Source organism: Roseburia sp. 1XD42-34, assembly GCF_009917385.1.
Lineage (GTDB): Bacteria > Bacillota > Bacilli > Bacillales > Amphibacillaceae > Virgibacillus.
Genome location: NZ_QWLJ01000057.1, coordinates 1 through 15700, shown reverse-complemented (window position 1 = coordinate 15700; position 15700 = coordinate 1). Strand labels below are relative to the sequence as shown.

Annotated in this window: 19 protein-coding genes and 1 pseudogene; 4 read left to right on the top strand and 16 right to left on the bottom strand. The window is 35.5% G+C overall.

The features are described from left to right. Positions 1–306: 306 nt before the first annotated feature. Positions 307–450, top strand: a complete 144-nt coding sequence (locus tag D1839_RS19045) for a hypothetical protein (protein WP_166554468.1) — start codon at positions 307–309, stop codon at positions 448–450. A gap of 602 nt (positions 451–1052) precedes the next feature. Here the strand turns inward: D1839_RS19045 and D1839_RS19040 are convergent. The 7 genes from D1839_RS19040 to D1839_RS19010 form a co-directional block, all read right to left on the bottom strand. Continuing rightward, positions 1053–1262: a hypothetical protein gene (locus tag D1839_RS19040; protein WP_120381374.1), complete on the bottom strand. Its 210-nt coding sequence runs from the start codon at positions 1260–1262 to the stop codon at positions 1053–1055. 12 nt (positions 1263–1274) lie between these two features. Beyond that, positions 1275–1523 (bottom strand): hypothetical protein, encoded by a 249-nt coding sequence (locus D1839_RS19035; protein WP_147358295.1) that lies wholly within the window; start codon positions 1521–1523, stop codon positions 1275–1277. After that, positions 1492–1662 carry an acyl-CoA dehydrogenase family protein gene (locus tag D1839_RS21495; RefSeq protein WP_120381372.1) on the bottom strand — a complete coding sequence of 57 codons (171 nt, stop codon included), beginning with the start codon at positions 1660–1662 and terminating at the stop codon, positions 1492–1494. Before D1839_RS21495 ends, D1839_RS19035 begins: the two co-directional genes overlap by 32 nt. Beyond that, positions 1663–1971 carry an acyl-CoA dehydrogenase family protein gene (locus D1839_RS21490; protein ID WP_286164862.1) on the bottom strand — a complete coding sequence of 103 codons (309 nt, stop codon included), beginning with the start codon at positions 1969–1971 and terminating at the stop codon, positions 1663–1665. It lies immediately after the preceding gene. 92 nt (positions 1972–2063) lie between these two features. Then, entirely contained in the window at positions 2064–2414 is a 351-nt protein-coding gene (locus D1839_RS19020) for a YxiJ family protein (RefSeq protein WP_120381370.1), read from the bottom strand. 70 nt (positions 2415–2484) lie between these two features. Further along, positions 2485–2883 (bottom strand): YxiG family protein, encoded by a 399-nt coding sequence (locus D1839_RS19015; protein ID WP_120381369.1) that lies wholly within the window; start codon positions 2881–2883, stop codon positions 2485–2487. A 195-nt stretch (positions 2884–3078) separates the two neighbouring features. Continuing rightward, on the bottom strand, positions 3079–3681 hold the full coding sequence (locus D1839_RS19010) for a hypothetical protein (RefSeq protein WP_120381368.1): 603 nt from the start codon (positions 3679–3681) through the stop codon (positions 3079–3081). A gap of 186 nt (positions 3682–3867) precedes the next feature. Here D1839_RS19010 and D1839_RS19005 point away from each other — a divergent pair, with 186 nt between their 5' ends. Then, positions 3868–4497 carry a class I SAM-dependent methyltransferase gene (locus D1839_RS19005; protein ID WP_120381367.1) on the top strand — a complete coding sequence of 210 codons (630 nt, stop codon included), beginning with the start codon at positions 3868–3870 and terminating at the stop codon, positions 4495–4497. 83 nt (positions 4498–4580) lie between these two features. Here the strand turns inward: D1839_RS19005 and D1839_RS19000 are convergent, their stop codons facing one another. From D1839_RS19000 to D1839_RS18985, 4 genes are all read right to left on the bottom strand, one after another. Then, positions 4581–5027 carry a GNAT family N-acetyltransferase gene (locus tag D1839_RS19000; RefSeq protein ID WP_120381366.1) on the bottom strand — a complete coding sequence of 149 codons (447 nt, stop codon included), beginning with the start codon at positions 5025–5027 and terminating at the stop codon, positions 4581–4583. Positions 5028–5190: 163 nt separating this feature from the next. Continuing rightward, positions 5191–5820: an alpha/beta fold hydrolase gene (locus D1839_RS18995; RefSeq protein WP_120381365.1), complete on the bottom strand. Its 630-nt coding sequence runs from the start codon at positions 5818–5820 to the stop codon at positions 5191–5193. Positions 5821–6889: 1069 nt separating this feature from the next. Next, a complete protein-coding gene (locus tag D1839_RS18990) occupies positions 6890–7129 on the bottom strand; it encodes an indolepyruvate ferredoxin oxidoreductase subunit alpha (protein ID WP_050352183.1) in 240 nt (79 codons plus the stop codon). Between the two features lie 603 nt (positions 7130–7732). Continuing rightward, positions 7733–8239: an HXXEE domain-containing protein gene (locus tag D1839_RS18985; RefSeq protein ID WP_120381364.1), complete on the bottom strand. Its 507-nt coding sequence runs from the start codon at positions 8237–8239 to the stop codon at positions 7733–7735. A 951-nt stretch (positions 8240–9190) separates the two neighbouring features. Here D1839_RS18985 and D1839_RS18980 point away from each other — a divergent pair. Beyond that, complete coding sequence (locus D1839_RS18980) at positions 9191–9391, top strand: DUF2188 domain-containing protein (protein WP_050352180.1); 201 nt, start codon at positions 9191–9193, stop codon at positions 9389–9391. A gap of 70 nt (positions 9392–9461) precedes the next feature. Here D1839_RS18980 and D1839_RS18975 read toward each other — a convergent pair whose 3' ends face one another. After that, positions 9462–11639: a DNA topoisomerase III gene (locus D1839_RS18975; protein WP_120381363.1), complete on the bottom strand. Its 2178-nt coding sequence runs from the start codon at positions 11637–11639 to the stop codon at positions 9462–9464. A gap of 252 nt (positions 11640–11891) precedes the next feature. On the opposite strand from D1839_RS18975, the gene ytaF reads away from it, so the two are divergent. Further along, the gene (gene ytaF / locus D1839_RS18970) at positions 11892–12509 is read left to right on the top strand and encodes a sporulation membrane protein YtaF (RefSeq protein WP_120381362.1); all 618 of its coding nucleotides are present in this window, start codon (positions 11892–11894) and stop codon (positions 12507–12509) included. Between the two features lie 544 nt (positions 12510–13053). Here the strand turns inward: ytaF and D1839_RS18965 are convergent. The 4 genes and pseudogenes from D1839_RS18965 to D1839_RS18950 all read right to left on the bottom strand — a co-directional run. After that, entirely contained in the window at positions 13054–13845 is a 792-nt protein-coding gene (locus D1839_RS18965; RefSeq protein ID WP_120381361.1) for an SDR family oxidoreductase, read from the bottom strand. Positions 13846–14609: 764 nt separating this feature from the next. Further along, positions 14610–14690 (bottom strand): annotated as a pseudogene (locus tag D1839_RS21485) (SHOCT domain-containing protein); the annotation flags it as partial. Between the two features lie 90 nt (positions 14691–14780). Next, entirely contained in the window at positions 14781–15257 is a 477-nt protein-coding gene (locus D1839_RS18955; protein ID WP_120381360.1) for a hypothetical protein, read from the bottom strand. Positions 15258–15280: 23 nt separating this feature from the next. Further along, positions 15281–15700, bottom strand: a 420-nt coding sequence (locus D1839_RS18950) for a hypothetical protein (RefSeq protein ID WP_199690421.1), incomplete at its 5' end; no start/stop codon positions are given.

The window sequence follows — 15700 nt, the reverse complement described above, 5'->3', positions numbered from 1 at the left end:
TGTGTGGTAACTTGATTCTACAAGAAAAGGTCTTCCTTTTTCTATTTATTCATTTACACAAATTATTTTACGCTCTCAAACATGCGCATGAATACCAGAAGATTGCTGATACATTATACAAAAATTTACTAAAAACAAATCCTGAGCATTGCGATTATATAATAAACATTTAAAAGTTTATAAAGTAATTTTTGACCATAATTACTTTTTCGATGACAATGAGTCGCAATGCTGATTTTCCGTGCTATAATATAATAATACTTATTTCTTAATAATCTCTATGATTGATGAAAAGGAGCTATCCATATGAAAGTAAAAATGAACGTCCAAACTGCATATCACGGTGATTTATTGCGTGCTGGAAAAGTATATGAAGTCGATGAAGAAACAGCCAAACGGTGGATTTCCAGTAAATTAGCTGAAAAAGCCGAGGGCCAATCGAACCCATAGATATCCTAAAATGGGGCGAACAAAGGCGCAGGCGCCCGCTTAGCAACGTAGCGACTGGAGCGAATCAACTAAAATTTCAGGGAATCATGCTCCTGCAACAGGAGTATGCCGACGTCGGGCGGCAAGCCCGTTTTTAGTCGGCCTTCCTTTTAGCGGCCGATGAGGTTTTATCGTAGAGCGCATTTCTAAAGTCGCATCGTTGCTGGGCTCATGCGCCAGACGTGGCTATTCAATTATTGCGTTATCCCCAAGCACCTCATTTTATACTTTCTTACCCTCGAAAAAAGACATATAAAGTGAATCTTCCATCAAGGGTGGCTTTCCTTCACTCACCGCTAATTGTTAGTGTCACAAAGGAATGACCTAAAAAAGTTTCTTACAAAACAGGGCATTTAGGTATTATTATCTTCCACTTAGACTTGTTGCTTTTACAGATTATCCAACTCCTGAAGTGGCAGTCTTACAGCACCTTATATACGAGATAAATAAACTGCCTTCAAACAACCCAATGCTACTATTCATCTACATCCAATCTAGAGGAAAGTAATTCGAGTACCCCTCTTAAAATTCTATATATTCATATTTATCCACTTTTCCCCACTTTACTTTTCACTATGTTTGTTCTCCACGATTTTAGCATAGTGTTTTAATGGATCAGGTTGCACGCTTGTCTCATCGTTATTCCACACCGTATGAAGAAATACTTCCGTAATTGCTTGTGTCCTACCACCGGATGTTTCCTCAACTGCTACAACACTTGTTAAAATCTTAGATATTTTATCGACTAGTCGTTTACTAGCATACGTTTGCAAATCAGCATCTAATTATTGCCACTGTCTCAAATATGTTTTTAGTTGATTAATGCCATCTTCTATATCTGAAATCAAATGCTCCTCAATTAAGGAATTTTGTTTTGTTCTCTCCAAACGCTCATTCATCTTATTAATAAACAGTTCCTCTGCCTGATACATGTGAATCAGTCGGATTACTTCTAATCCGAGAATATTTGCTGTTCCCTTCCAAACCGTCAGTACTTGCGCATCACGAAGCAAACGCTGGGACAAAATCTTCAATATATCCATTTCCACCATGCATTTCAATTGCTTCATGCTTAAACTGAATCGCTTGTTCAGCTGTTGCTTTCTTCATAATAGCAACATAAACACGAAATAAAATTTGCCCTTTATTCGTTGCGGGTTGCTCATTCCCCATTCACTGGTCCATTAATTGAATGATGGAAAACATCGTGCTTAAGTTTATTTCTTGTTTTGCAGCCATTGTACTAAGTGTTTCACGAACTATTGGGAAATCAGTAAGCTGTTTGTCGAAAGCATTTCTACTGGTTGCTTTTGCTTCTGTATAGGCGCGGCGCATAATTCCAACGGAGGCAACAGCGTTGGCGAGACGGGATAGATTTAACGCCTCAATCATATAGGAGAATCCCTGATGTAATTCTCCAACTAAATAGCCCGTTGCTTGAAGAAATGCAACCTCCGCAGTTGGAACTTTAGTTAGATTCAGCAGATGCTAACTGTATATTGTGTTTTCAAAACGGCTGGTTTTTTAAAAGAGAGCTTATTGAATACAAATTTTTAATTCCTAATTTTACGTCTTTATAGTTTTATTAATAGTTGACGTGCTAACTCGTGTATTTCCAATTCTCCTTTTAAGTCACTATATTTGTTTAATTCTTTCTTCAGAAAAAAATAAGAAGGGTAATTCTCAAAAAAATCCTTATTCAATAGTCTTTTTTGGTATTGTGGTATTTTTTTACCTTCCATTGCGTAACTGACACTTCCTGCTATAATGAAACAGAAATCATTAAAGTCCTCGATTAGTGATGTATCATTAGGAAGATTACTTTGTTCTTTTACATACGTATCTTCAATTAAGTTTAAATCTTCATAAGGAAAGCCATTTTGGAGATCTAACTTTCTCAGACGATTTATTAAGTCTTGCTTCATGGCATCACCTATAATTTTACTTATTTATGTTTTTTATTCCAAAAAGGATCCTGTTTCCTTCTCAACGTATCTACTCTTTAAGTATAAATTCGTTTGCATCAAAGGAAACATGATAAGACTCAACTGATAGTAACAACATATTTATATCGAAAATAAAGTTTAGATTCGTATTAAACTCCTTAAGCATGTCATTTTCTAAATTTCCAATTCCATTTGGATGGTAACTGAACTCAAAAACTTGCCAATTATATTCTTCATAGTTTATGTGCTCCAACCTTGTATCCTCTTCACCACCATTAAAGTAAAGACTGGCAATATTTTTGAAGACTATCTGATGTTCAATTGATTGTTCATGTTCTGTAATTTTAATTTTTAAACGTAATTCTTTTTTAAATATATTAAAATGAATACTTAATATATCGCATCCTTCGTCTATATAGTCCACCCATTGCTCTATACTTTTAAACAATTTGCTTCACTCCTTGCCGTAATAACTACTGTTATAAAAGCATTGAAATTCGCCATTTGGGACGATTTCTGTTGGTTTATAATACTTTTCCCACACTAAACTGTGCGCATTTAGGCTTATTAGATGGAGAGTTACAGTACCTTATACAGGACGGGATAATTAGATAGGTTATTTTACGTGTATTACATCATCATTCTACAAGCCGTAATATGTATTATTCCACTGTTCTAAATGAACATCACCTAATGTCCCCTGTAAGTTCTTTTGCCCGATCCATTCATGCTTCGTTGTTATTAATTGCATGCCTTGACCATCATGTTCAACTACAATGACAAAACCATTCTCCTTATGAATCTCTGCCTCCATCGTGACATAACTATATGAACTCGAAATAAAATGCTCTTTTATATGAATGACACTCTTACAATCAGCGATAAGCATCGTTTCATTTTGTGCAGCTAGCCAATAATATTGATCTATTAAATATAGAAGTTGCTCTGTAGTACAGACTTCAACAATGTAAATGTTACTCTTTTCATATCCTTTTACCATATGTTCAAAATGAATGTGTCGTTGCATAAGCTCCTCATCCATTCGCTCTTCTCGATAAGTTGTAAAAATAAACTGCACAGGAAAATAGGCATTTCGAGCCAGCCAATCCTTTATATAGGCTTTATTTTCTTCCACATAATCCTCAAACTCACTAACCCAAATGGAGTACATGGCAGCATCGTTATTTGCAATTTTTATTTGAACATGTTCGCAAGATAGTTCCATTACTGTTAAAACATTCGTCATATTTATTTCCCCCTCCCTCTCCAAATACTTTATATTGCATTTTTCTCAATACGAGCTACCACCATATCATGTATAAAAACTACGATGTAGTAAAACAATCTCAAAATATGAGAATGGACTTATGTTAAAATCAATATATCAAGACAATTAATATATCCGATTTATTCATAAAATAAGAGGTGAAGCATGAACAATCGCTGGAATGAAATTATTTATAAACTTTGGTCACCTATTTACGATACGTTCTTTAATACAGGGAAATTTCTCGCAGCCCGTAAGAGGATCTTTCACGAAGAACCTTTTTCCCAACATCAACAAATACTATTTGTCGGGGTCGGAACTGGCGCAGATTTAGAGCTAGTCCAACATCAAGAATTAACAATTACCGCAATTGATTATTCAACCGAAATGCTTAACAAGGCGAAAAATAAATTCAAAGATTCTTCCATCCATTTTTTAAAAATGGATGCTCAGCAAATGCAATTTCAAGACAATCAATTTGATGTAGTTGTAGGAAGTCTTATTTTATCAGTTGTCCCTGTTGCCGATAAATGTTTGCAAGAGATGGTTCGAGTGGTCAAACCAGAGGGTAAAATTATTATTTTCGATAAATTTGCACCTAAGGGCAAAGAGCTTTCTACGTTTAAAAAAATCATCAGACCATTCGGTCAGTTATTAGGCACTGATATTGGTATCGACTTTGAAAAATTACAAGATACAAACAAAGAAACGTTACTTGTAAAAGAAGATACATCTATTATGTTGAATGGGATGTATCGGAAAATCGTGCTTCAAAAACGAACCCTGAAAGCGTAATGCAAATCGGTTTTCATCGAAGTCATCCATTACCCGCCATTCCCAAGTCGTATAGGCGGGTAACGGTTTCGCTTGCTTTCTCATTATAGTTTCAAAGATGCCAGTTGTTCTCCCCAAGGAGCCAATTTCGTCTCTTTAAATCCAGCCTTTCGATAAACAAATTTCGCTGCAAAATTTTCAGGATCATAACCAATCGTCACATATGGAATATTTGCTTGCTTGTTCTGTCGCAACTCTTCAATAATAAGCTGCACAGCTTGTACACCCAACCCTTTTCCTTGATATGTCGCATCAATCATCAGTCGATAAATCCAATATTGATGGTCATCAGGATCTATTCCGAACATCGCAAATCCAATCATCTTGTGATCAAGATAAATACCTTTTGCAACAAAATCATCCAGAAATTGAACTTCTGCGATCGAATAAAGATTGGATGCTATAAAGGCTTTCTGTTCTGCTTTCACGTTTAAATGAATGGCTTCTTCCCAATTATTTTTGTCAATAGATTTCATTGTTAAATGTTGCAAGTCTATACCACCTCTGTTTAAAATTAAAGCGGAACCACGCAGTGATCGGATAGCTTAAAGAAAGGGGGCATTATATCGAACCTTCTCCTTCCTTATATTCACTTCCTACATTTATTGCGTAATTGATACTTTATTGTAAATAATTCCGTATTCAAACAATAGCTTATGTATTTTCAACCCAAAAATTTTTAATTATTTGTGCCGTACCTTCAGGATTATCTGAATTTGCTTCATGACCAGCGTTTTGAATAAACTCCAACTTTGCATCCATTATTAGATTGCTTAATTGTTTTGCCGCTTTCTTATTTAGCTTATCTTTTTCTCCGCATAAAATAAGGGTTTTACAAGATATTTCTGATAACCGCAAGCTGAAATCTAATTTCCTCATAGATTTCATTAATTGAATTGCATCCTTTTTGGATAATCCCATTTTTTCAAATACATAATTAGGAAAAAATTGAAAAATTGCACTTTGTACAGATAGAAGAAACTGTGGCATTTTATATTGTGTATTTATTAAAATAAGGGAATTTACTTTCTCGGGACGATCCAATGCATAGTTTAAAGATAGAATTGCACCTAACGAAAGACCACCTAAATCAACAGGACCATCTTCATTTTCGCAATAATCAAAAAAGTTATAGTACAAATTCCGATAATCCATTTTTCCTGTTTCAATAAATCGAAATAAGTCAGGGGAAACTATCTTTTCGGAATCTATTTTCAAGGAATCTATGACTTTTTGCCAACTGGTAGCATTTTGTCCAAGACCATGGACTAACATATAAGTCATAATTATACCCCCTTTCTCCTTTATGGATGAAACTGTTTTTATTATATCTTAAGTAATATTGAAAAACAAAACGGAAAATTATAATTCTAATCTATTAAAAGAGAACAAAATATAAAAAATTCACATCATTTACCTTATCCCTACTAGATTTGAATATTAAAATAAGGATAATTAGGGAGTTAAAGCATGTCCATCTAAATATAGACAAGTTATTTGGAATTTTAGCATACGTAGGAGAAAGCGAAGTCTAATAGCTACGGAATGGATTTTCCAGATGCGATCCCAGTTCGTTTTGACGCCAATGGATTACCCCACCTGCCATAGTCTAGCTTGCGACAACTTGTCCTGATTGATCGGTTAAAGCAATCCATCACCACACGGGTTGTAATGATAGGTATAGGTATCCGATACTGTATTTCCATCGTGCTTATTCAGTGCCAGTAATGGATCTTCCGCCACTGTAAACGTAGGAGCGCTTACTTGATCTTTGTTATTTGTTTCATACAAGACATTCAGGCTGCCCCGTCATACATGTGGTTAGTGATGGTAGCTTTTTCTTTCTTTTAATTTCTTCTACCGTTATCATCATATTTGTATTCGCAAACGGAGTACTTTCTCATTTTTTTCGCGACAGCTACTAGTTGCTCGTCTGCATTTCACTCACACGTATACGTACCATCTTCTATTTCGGTTTCCATTTTGATCATATTTGATGGTTTCTTTTCCATAGGCAGTTAACTGATTCTGTATAGTAGAACAAAGGCGCAGGACGCCCGTTTAGCAACGTAGCGACTGGAATGAATCAACTAAAGTTTTAGGAATCATGCTCCTGCAACAGGAGTATGCCGACGTCGGGCGGCAAGCCCGTTTTTAGTCGGCCTCCCTCTTAACCACGAACCGATGATGACTTATCGGAAGGCGATTTCGTGAAGTCGCCTAGTTGCAGGGATCATGCGCCGGACGTGGCTTATTCGGTTAATTCGTTAATGCCAAAGTAATAAATTTTATACTTTCTTATCTTTCAAAAAAAGCTTATCTCCATCTGGAAATAAGCCCATTTTGTTCTTCTTTATCTATTCGCAAAAAATTCTTCTGCTTTTTCTAAAAATACTTCTTGCTCTGCAGTTAGATCATATTCTTCCTCGATTGCATCAACAGGGCAAACTGCTTTACAAGCACCGCAATCAATACAAACATCTGGATCAATATAAAATTGATCTGGACCTTCCTCTATACAATCAACAGGGCAAACGCTAACACATTCACCTGATTTCTCCCCTCGACAAGGATCTAAAATAACAAAAGCCATCTATATTAACCTCCCTTATATCATTAAACCATGCTTACTTCTTATTTAATGATACACGAGACCATGATTGCAAGTAAACAGCTTAAGGAAAAAACCTTTGATTCAGTTACTTGAACTCTCAACCCGTATCTGTTTGTCATCCCAATATTGTTATATCCTAATTATTTGCTTGCTCTTCCAATGGTGTAATATATCAATGGCTAACCATCTTGATAAATAATATCTGCTTTCACATCAAAAGCTTCAGCAATTTGATTAATAACCTTAAAAAAGCGTTTCTTCAACCGAGTACGTATGGATGATGCATAGGAGATTTTGGAAATTTTTTAAATAGACCACGTAACATTTACAAAAACATTATGATGTTGACTAGAACATATTAAGAATCCAAACTTTTTTTAGAGAATTTCTTTATTTTTTACAAACAACTTCGCATAAGTGGAGTTTTCATTCACGACAGTGCTATAAAGGTAAGACCTAGATCCACCTACGAAATAAGGCATTTAGTGCTGTTATCTTCTCCCTAGACTTGTTGCAGTACAGATAATCCAACTCCTGAAGTACGCGTCTTACAGTATCTTGTATACGGATAAAATAAAAGATTTATTTCCACTTCTCTGCGATTTTATGACCAAGATATACAAATGGCATACATATGAACATTACTACCGAACCACCTAAAATCATGTTCATTGTTAGTAAATCTTCTATATAGAAGTGATAAAAAAATATTATGTTGTAAGGCAAAATTAATAATAAAGTCGTCCAGACCCCAGGCGTATAGCACCTTAATAAGATTGCTTGAATCGGATGAGTAAAAATATTAAGAGCAAAGAGCATGTTTAACCCTAAAAATAAAAAATAGTGCTGTGTCGTTACTGTTATTATAAGTAACAAGGATGCAACCAACGATATCATTAAAACTGCAATCGCAAATTGCGCAGCAGTAGTATTAGCAAAACCGTCTATTAGTTTTTGAACAGGTAAAGGAATCTGCCCCCTAATTCGGGGATAAGTATTTTTAAACCACTTTTCGATTGTTATAATCTCCTCTAAGTTATGGAGCATAAAAATAATTAAAAAAAACAATATGAACAGATATATGTCCATTTTCCCCCCTCCAATGAGTCTATGCCTTTTAAAAGTTAATGATCATTCATCAATCAATTAATTTTTAGCTGGTTACTTTTTCTAAATTTAGAGTCGTAATTTTTGGGAATGGTTGCAATAACATTTTCGGAGAGTGTATTGTTATAAATTGAAACTACCATCAACAGGTTTCCATTCATCCCCCACGGCTGTTAGTATCATACGTAATGGTATGACCTAAAGGCTTTTTACAAAACAGGGCATTTAGTGCTGTTATCTTCCCCCTAGACTTGTTGCAGTACAGATGATCCAACTCCTGAAGTGCGCGTCTTACAGTATCTTGTATACAGATAAAATAATTAGCAACCTTGATTAATGGTATGGCTGATTCTATTTTATTTTTTTGTCAAGCTGTTTTCAGATTTTCCCTTATTGTTAAAAAATCAGATACTATTTATTTTAGCATAGATAATGTCTATTTAAAATTTATTGTTCTAAAGAGGTCAGTGATTTTCACCAAGAGTGAAAATATGAGATTTTTATTTCAGCTGCGTAATATTTTTCTAAAACGTTTATAGGGTATTAATTATGGGAATGTCTTTTATACGATCCAACATAAAAACTCTATGTCATTGGATCTTTACTCGTATGCAAAATTTAAGTGGGATAAAGGTTGCGAATACGAATACCGAACGAGACTTTTTTAAATATGTTTAGTTCAAGTATTCTTGCTTTATTTAGACTTCGTTCTTTAGAAAAAAGAAGTATTTTTTTCACTATAGGAAAGTATAAGATTTTTTGGTTTATAGGAGAACAAAGGTCTTCGCCATAAGACTTGGCGATAAGCCAAGTTTTTCTAAGAAACCTGCGAGAAAATTTTTAGTGGGACTTGGCAATTTTCTTCAGTAGAAAAAATGACAAACAGCTCATTTTTGTTACAACTGCAAAATCTTTTAAAAAGGAGTTTTATTCATGCGAACATATAGTGTAACACCAAACGTAGATGCAACGGGATGGTTTGTAAAGTTAGAGGATGTAGCACCGGAAGAATTATACGAAGCAAAAGATGATGCTATTAAAGCTGCCGAACAAATGGCAGATGAAAATCGACCTAGCAAAGTACAAATACTAGATAAATTCCATCAAGTGCTAGAAGAGAAACGGTATAAATAAGCAAATGAATGAAATTTTTGCGGTAAAAAACCTTGTGTTAAAAATAATCACAAGGTTTTTTACTTTGTATTTATTTTTTTAATTTTAATTTTGCCAGTTGTTCAGCTAAAGCATTATTTGCAAACCCGTCATCCTGTTTCTTCAAGTATTTGTTAACTTCCTTCCTTGAAACGTTATTTTTCTGCTCTCGTTGTTTTCTTGCTTGGAACGTGGATAACTTCTCTCTGTGACCACATTTACAAGTAAAGATTTGTCCTTCGCCTTCTCCACGAAGTTCAAGGCGTTTATGACAGTTAGGACAACGAGCATTCGTGTGTTTAGCAATATTCTTTTTATGGCCGCATGAACGGTCTTGACAAACGAGCATCCTGCCTTTTTTATTCGATATTTCAAGCATTAGTTTCCCGCAGTTAGGGCATTTGGTGCCTGTCATGTTATCGTGCTTGAATTTTTCCTGACTTGCTTTAATTTGCTGGACCACTTGCTTCGTGTACCCTTTGATGTCGGAAATAAATTGCTCTTTCTTTAATTTTCCTTCCGCAATTTGACTAAGCTTTTGCTCCCATTCAGCGGTCAATGCAGGAGATCGTAAGTCTTCAGGAACCAGATCAAGCAACTGTCTCCCCGTTGATGTTAAATAAATATGCTTCCCTTTTAGTTCCATATACATGCTATTAAATAACTTTTCAATAATATCTGCACGTGTAGCTACTGTGCCAATTCCACCGGTATTTTTTAAAGTATGGGCTACCTTCTTATCGTACGTATTCTTATGACGAATAGGATTTTCCATTGCTTGTAATAAGGAACCTTCTGTAAATCGTTCCGGCGGTTTTGTTTCACCTTGTGTTAAAGTATAGCGAACAAAATCAAGCTGATGCCCTTTTTCAATCGCTGGTAATTGCTGATCTTCTTCATCTAAATTGTCAGCGAAGTTGCTCTGATACAGCTCCTTCCAGCCATTTTTCTTCACAATCTTTCCAGTTGCTGTAAATTTCTCTCCATTTGCTTCCGCAATGACTGTCGTTTGTTCGTATTCATACGGGTCAGATAAAACTGCTAAAAACCGTTTCACTACTAAATCATAGATTTTTCGTTCTTTATCATTTAAGTCAGCAAGAATAACTGCTTGTTCCGTAGGGATGATCGCATGGTGATCGGTCACCTTTGCATTATTAACTACCGATTTAGACAACTTCAAATCTTTTCGTAAAATTTTATTGGCATGACGAGCATATGTATCTACCCCACATGCTTTTACTCGATCTTTTATAGTAGACACAATATCTGTAGAAATCACACGTGAATCCGTTCTCGGATAGGTTAGTATTTTGTGCTGTTCATACAATTTTTGCATAATAGACAGCGTCTGTTTACCGGAAAATTGAAAAATACGATTTGCATCGCGCTGTAATTCAGTTAAATCATATAATTGCGGTGCAAATTTTTTCTTATAATTTTTCTCCACATGCACAACCTGCAATGATTTGCCTGAAACTTGCTGTACTATATTTTCGGCAGCTTGCCTAGAATAAAGGCGTCTGTTGTTTTTATTATCTTGCCAAAAAAGAGAAAATCCTTTGTTCGTTTTTGCTTCCATTCCGTAAAATGTCTTTGGCTGAAAAGCTTTTATTTCTTCTTCTCTTGTGGCTACCATTGCAAGGGTCGGTGTTTGGACTCGACCAGTAGATAGCTGTGCGTTAAATTTTGTCGTTAACGCTCTTGTTGCATTCAGTCCTACATACCAATCAGCCTCAGATCTTGCAACGGCGGAAGCATATAAATTTTCAAATTGTTTACCTGGCTTTAACTGCTTAAATCCGTCTTTGATCGCTTTATCGGTTACGGATGAAATCCATAATCGTTTAACGGGTTTTCTTACATTTGCTTTTTCCAATATCCAACGTGCTACTAGCTCCCCTTCTCTTCCTGCGTCTGTAGCGATGACAATTTCACTAACATCTTTTCGAAGAAGTTGCGTTCTTACCGTTTGAAATTGCTTGCCTGTTTTTTTAATAACGGTTAATTTCAGCTGTTTTGGAAGCATAGGCAGATCGTTTAGTTTCCACGTTTTATACTTTGAATCGTAAACTTCAGGATCTGCTAGGGTTACAAGATGCCCTAACGCCCACGTAACAATATATTTAGAACCTTCCATAAAGCCGTTCCCTTTTTTATTACAATGCAATACCCGTGCAATGTCTCGCCCGACAGAAGGCTTTTCTGCTAAAACTACTATTTTACTCATATATAAAATCCTCTCTAACATTACCTAGCTATCATCATAACACAAAAGGATCCTTCTGTAATCGTACGAATATATGTTGAATAGAAGAAAAAAATTAATATTCGAGTTATGTGTTTTTTGTGATTGCATTTGACTGGATAGAAATGGAGAACAGCGATAGTGAATTTTTAACCCTTTGTCCATAAGTTGGATACGCACAACAAATAACCTGCTACATACAATATTTTAGAACAACGCAAAGGAATTGATGCTATGCTATTTTATACTGGTTTGATTCTATTAGTTATTGCCGTAAGCTTAGACAGCTTTAGTGCTGGGATTGTTTATGGCATGCGTAACATTCGAGTTCCTTTCAATGCTTTACTCATTATTATGATATGTTCTGGAGTAATCGTATTCGTATCCATGACAATCGGCAGTATGTTTCTTTCAGTCCTTACTCCAAATATCGCCAGCACGCTTGGGGGAAGTATATTAATCATCTTGGGTGGTTTTGCTTTCACGAACTGTTTACGGTCAAATCCTAACCTAGCTAAACAAAATCAGGATCGCAAACAAAATATACTAACCACTGTTCTATCGACACCTGACAAGGCTGATTTAGATCGTTCTGGCTCGATTTCACCCGGGGAAGCCGTGTTGCTTGGCTTAGCCTTAGCGTTAGACGCCTTTGGTGCAGGTATTGGTGCATCTATGCTTGGTTATGAACCAATAGCAACTGCTATATTGATCGCTTGTATGAGCGGTATCTTCTTATTCTTCGGATTATCAGCGGGGAGACTACTAATAAAAAGCAAGCATATGCAACAACTGACTTTCCTTCCACCGTTATTACTGATTACACTAGGCATTTCTAATTTAATACATTGAGTGAACTGTTAACACAGTAACCATATATGCAAAGAACAAAGGCGCAGAACGCCCGGTTAGCAACGTAGTGACTGGAGCGAATCAACTAAAGTTTTAGGAATCATGCTCCTGCAACAGGAGTATGCCGGCGTCGGGTGGAAAGCCCGTTTTTAGTCGGCCTTCCTCTTAACTACGAACCGATGATGACTTAGCGGAAAGCGATTTCGTGAAGTCGCCTAGTTCCTGGGCGATTAAGCCGGACGTGGCTATTCCGTTATATCGTTATCCCACAGCAACAATTTTTATGCTTTCTTATCTCTAAATAAAAGAACCGTTCCGTTAAAAGGTTCTTTTATTTCCAGAGAAACCCCTTATGTAGTTATGTTATTATTGCTTACATGCTAGTAACTTCATCTTTGGTTCGATTTCCGATTTGAACGCTCCATTTTCTGGCTTTGGCGCGCGACTCGCTCGCTTCGGTACGCAACTTTTTCACTTCGATGCACGACTTTGTCACTCCAGCTCGACTTGCCAGTTTGGTTGTTCATGATTGATCTTATTTGGGTTATAATGCTTTTACAAGCCCACCGTCTACAATTAAAGATTGCCCTGTAATATACGTGTTTGCTCCTGAGGCTAGGAATACTATAGCTTTGGCAAATTCTTCTGGTTTACCGTAACGCTTCATTGGAATATTTTGTTCTGCTTTCGCCATAACTTCTTCAGCTGACAATTCCAGCTTTTCTGCCTTTTGCTTGTTTAAATCAAGAATTCGATCTGTTTTTACTGAACCAGGCCCAACCGTATTAATTAAAATATTATCTGCGCTTAATTCCTGTGCTAACGTTTTCGAAAGCCCTACTATACCAGGCCGGATCGTGTTTGATAGTACGAGGTTATCAAGTGCTTGTTTAATGGAAGAAGAAGCGATGTTGACAATTCTTCCGCTTTCTTGCTGTTTCATATGTGGAACAACTTCGCGTATAGTTCGGACAAAGCTGAGCAGGTTTAATTCAAAAGCATGATACCATTTGTCATCATCCATTTCGAGAAAACTTCCTGCTTGTGGTCCACCCGCATTATTAATGAGTACATCAATACCACCATGCCCCTCTACAATAGAACTGATCATTTGTTTAATGGTATTAGGGTCTTTCATATTACAAACATAATAATCCACATTTGGATTATCAGTTGCTTCTTTAATATCTTTAACAGTATCCTTCAAGTTTTCTTTATTGCGACTACTAATAAGAACAACTGCCCCTTCTTTAGCAAACTCCATGGCGATTGCTTTCCCTAACCCTTTACTTCCAGCAGTAACTAACACTATTTTGTTTTTCAAGTTCATATCCATTTACCATGCTCCTTTTCCATTTAATTAGACACTTTTTCTTAACACATTGTCAACATTACCCTATATTACTGAATTACTTTTTATAAGCTACCCCGTACAAATCCATTTTTATTTCCTTCACGAAAGATTACAATTCATATAGATCTAGTTAAACGGGTTATCCTTTTCCTCTTTATTTCAGTATACATACTATTTACCGGTGCAACTTTTTTCATTAATCATAAACTACATAGAATTTCATTCCCCACTACCGTGTTTTTTTAATATTACATCAAGTCGTATGAGTAGATAAAAATATTTGCTTGACCATTTTTATTGTTTGACAAAAAAACCATATTGTGATAAAATTCATTAATTAGTAGACGAAGTAACAAATAAGTGTTGGCATTCTACTATGTTTTTGACTATGCTTATTCACACTGGCGCGGCTTCGGGGTCGCAAGGACGTAAGAGCAGGTAGGGCTTACGTTGTCTAAGTTTTTATAACTATAATTTGATGTAATTGAGTTAGAAGAATGTTGATGCTACAAGGTTTTTAATCAAACTATGAAATTTTAAAAACGCAGGATAATGCACAATGACGAATTTATTTGGGGCTGTTTCTTGGGGCTAAATAAATTACGTTGGGGCTAAATTATAACAATAAATTTTAGGCGTGGGTAGGCGTATAATGATATATTAATTCAAGGTCCTTTAGGATAGCTTTTCTCTTTTGAGGAAGGCTATCTTTTATTTTAAGAGAAGGTTTTTATGCCTTCTCTTTTTTATCCGTTTAATATCTTATTTTTCCCCTGCTCAAACTCATCCTCAGTTAATACACCTTGTTCTTTTAATTTTGCTATTTTTTCAAGTTGCTCATATTATTAATAATATTTTTTGTAAACTAGCACTGTGGCCCCTATAGAAAAAGCCTACCCATAAGAGTAGGCGATCTGTTATAGCAGTTTTAGGATTTCAATATCACAATTTCCCATTGAGAATTTCTGTAAAAAGTCTAAAGCTTCTTTAGTTACTACTAATTCCCCTTTCGAGGAAAGACAGAAATGGTGCCCAGACCAACTTGTAAAATTATCTTTTATCACTTCAATGGAACCTAATGGAATAAATCTACAAAAAGAAGGTATTTTCTTATTTTGGTATAGTTCTTTAAATTCATCAGAAGTAGTGACTAAACATTCTTCTACTTTATAATCTTTAAACTTACTCTTTCTTAATTCATTTTCGACTCTACCTGAAATAATGAAGGCAGGAGTAGCCTCTAAAAGATCATCGCCTAACCAACCTTCCATTTCATAGTGTAAAAATTTTACCTTTCCAGATATACCTTCCATTTCAATATCTTTTTTTGTTCCATAAACAGTTTTTTCACCGTGACCGCCAGCCACTTCTGGTTCAAGAAAATATAAATCCACTAGAGTTCTTCCTCCTTTTTAAATTATCTTTTAACTTGCGGGTTAAATTTATCACCATATTTCCTATCTAACTCAATCATATAATCTATAAAATCTTGTTTTGAGGGATTAGGATTATTTCTATAAAATCTATTCCATTCTTTACGTATTTTTGATAAATGAATATCACTATTTAATTCTTTTGGGATTCCTCGCAGGTTGGATAATGCATGAATTTCTTCTTTAGAAAATAGCTTAGGATACCTTTTAAGAACTTGTTGTTCAATAGCATGATGTACCACAACACTACCTTTAAGCTCAGGATATTTATCAAAAAAAGTCCTTCTATAATTTGTAACATTTTTAACCTTTTTTGCTGTCTGCTTACCCTTATCCGCAAATTTAATAACTCCGCCAGCTTTAACTAGCTTAAAAACTCTTCCGTGAGGCATTAGAGAAGCTGC

Coding starts and splice junctions, on each gene's coding strand:
- D1839_RS19045 (WP_166554468.1), top strand. CDS start 307: ATGAAAGTAAAAATGAACGTCCAAACTGCATATCACGGTGATTTATTG.
- D1839_RS21495 (WP_120381372.1), bottom strand. CDS start 1,662: ATGGGGAATGAGCAACCCGCAACGAATAAAGGGCAAATTTTATTTCGT.
- D1839_RS19020 (WP_120381370.1), bottom strand. CDS start 2,414: ATGAAGCAAGACTTAATAAATCGTCTGAGAAAGTTAGATCTCCAAAAT.
- D1839_RS19010 (WP_120381368.1), bottom strand. CDS start 3,681: ATGACGAATGTTTTAACAGTAATGGAACTATCTTGCGAACATGTTCAA.
- D1839_RS19005 (WP_120381367.1), top strand. CDS start 3,868: ATGAACAATCGCTGGAATGAAATTATTTATAAACTTTGGTCACCTATT.
- D1839_RS18995 (WP_120381365.1), bottom strand. CDS start 5,820: ATGACTTATATGTTAGTCCATGGTCTTGGACAAAATGCTACCAGTTGG.
- D1839_RS18990 (WP_050352183.1), bottom strand. CDS start 7,129: ATGGCTTTTGTTATTTTAGATCCTTGTCGAGGGGAGAAATCAGGTGAA.
- D1839_RS18985 (WP_120381364.1), bottom strand. CDS start 8,239: ATGGACATATATCTGTTCATATTGTTTTTTTTAATTATTTTTATGCTC.
- D1839_RS18980 (WP_050352180.1), top strand. CDS start 9,191: ATGCGAACATATAGTGTAACACCAAACGTAGATGCAACGGGATGGTTT.
- D1839_RS18975 (WP_120381363.1), bottom strand. CDS start 11,639: ATGAGTAAAATAGTAGTTTTAGCAGAAAAGCCTTCTGTCGGGCGAGAC.
- ytaF (WP_120381362.1), top strand. CDS start 11,892: ATGCTATTTTATACTGGTTTGATTCTATTAGTTATTGCCGTAAGCTTA.
- D1839_RS18965 (WP_120381361.1), bottom strand. CDS start 13,845: ATGGATATGAACTTGAAAAACAAAATAGTGTTAGTTACTGCTGGAAGT.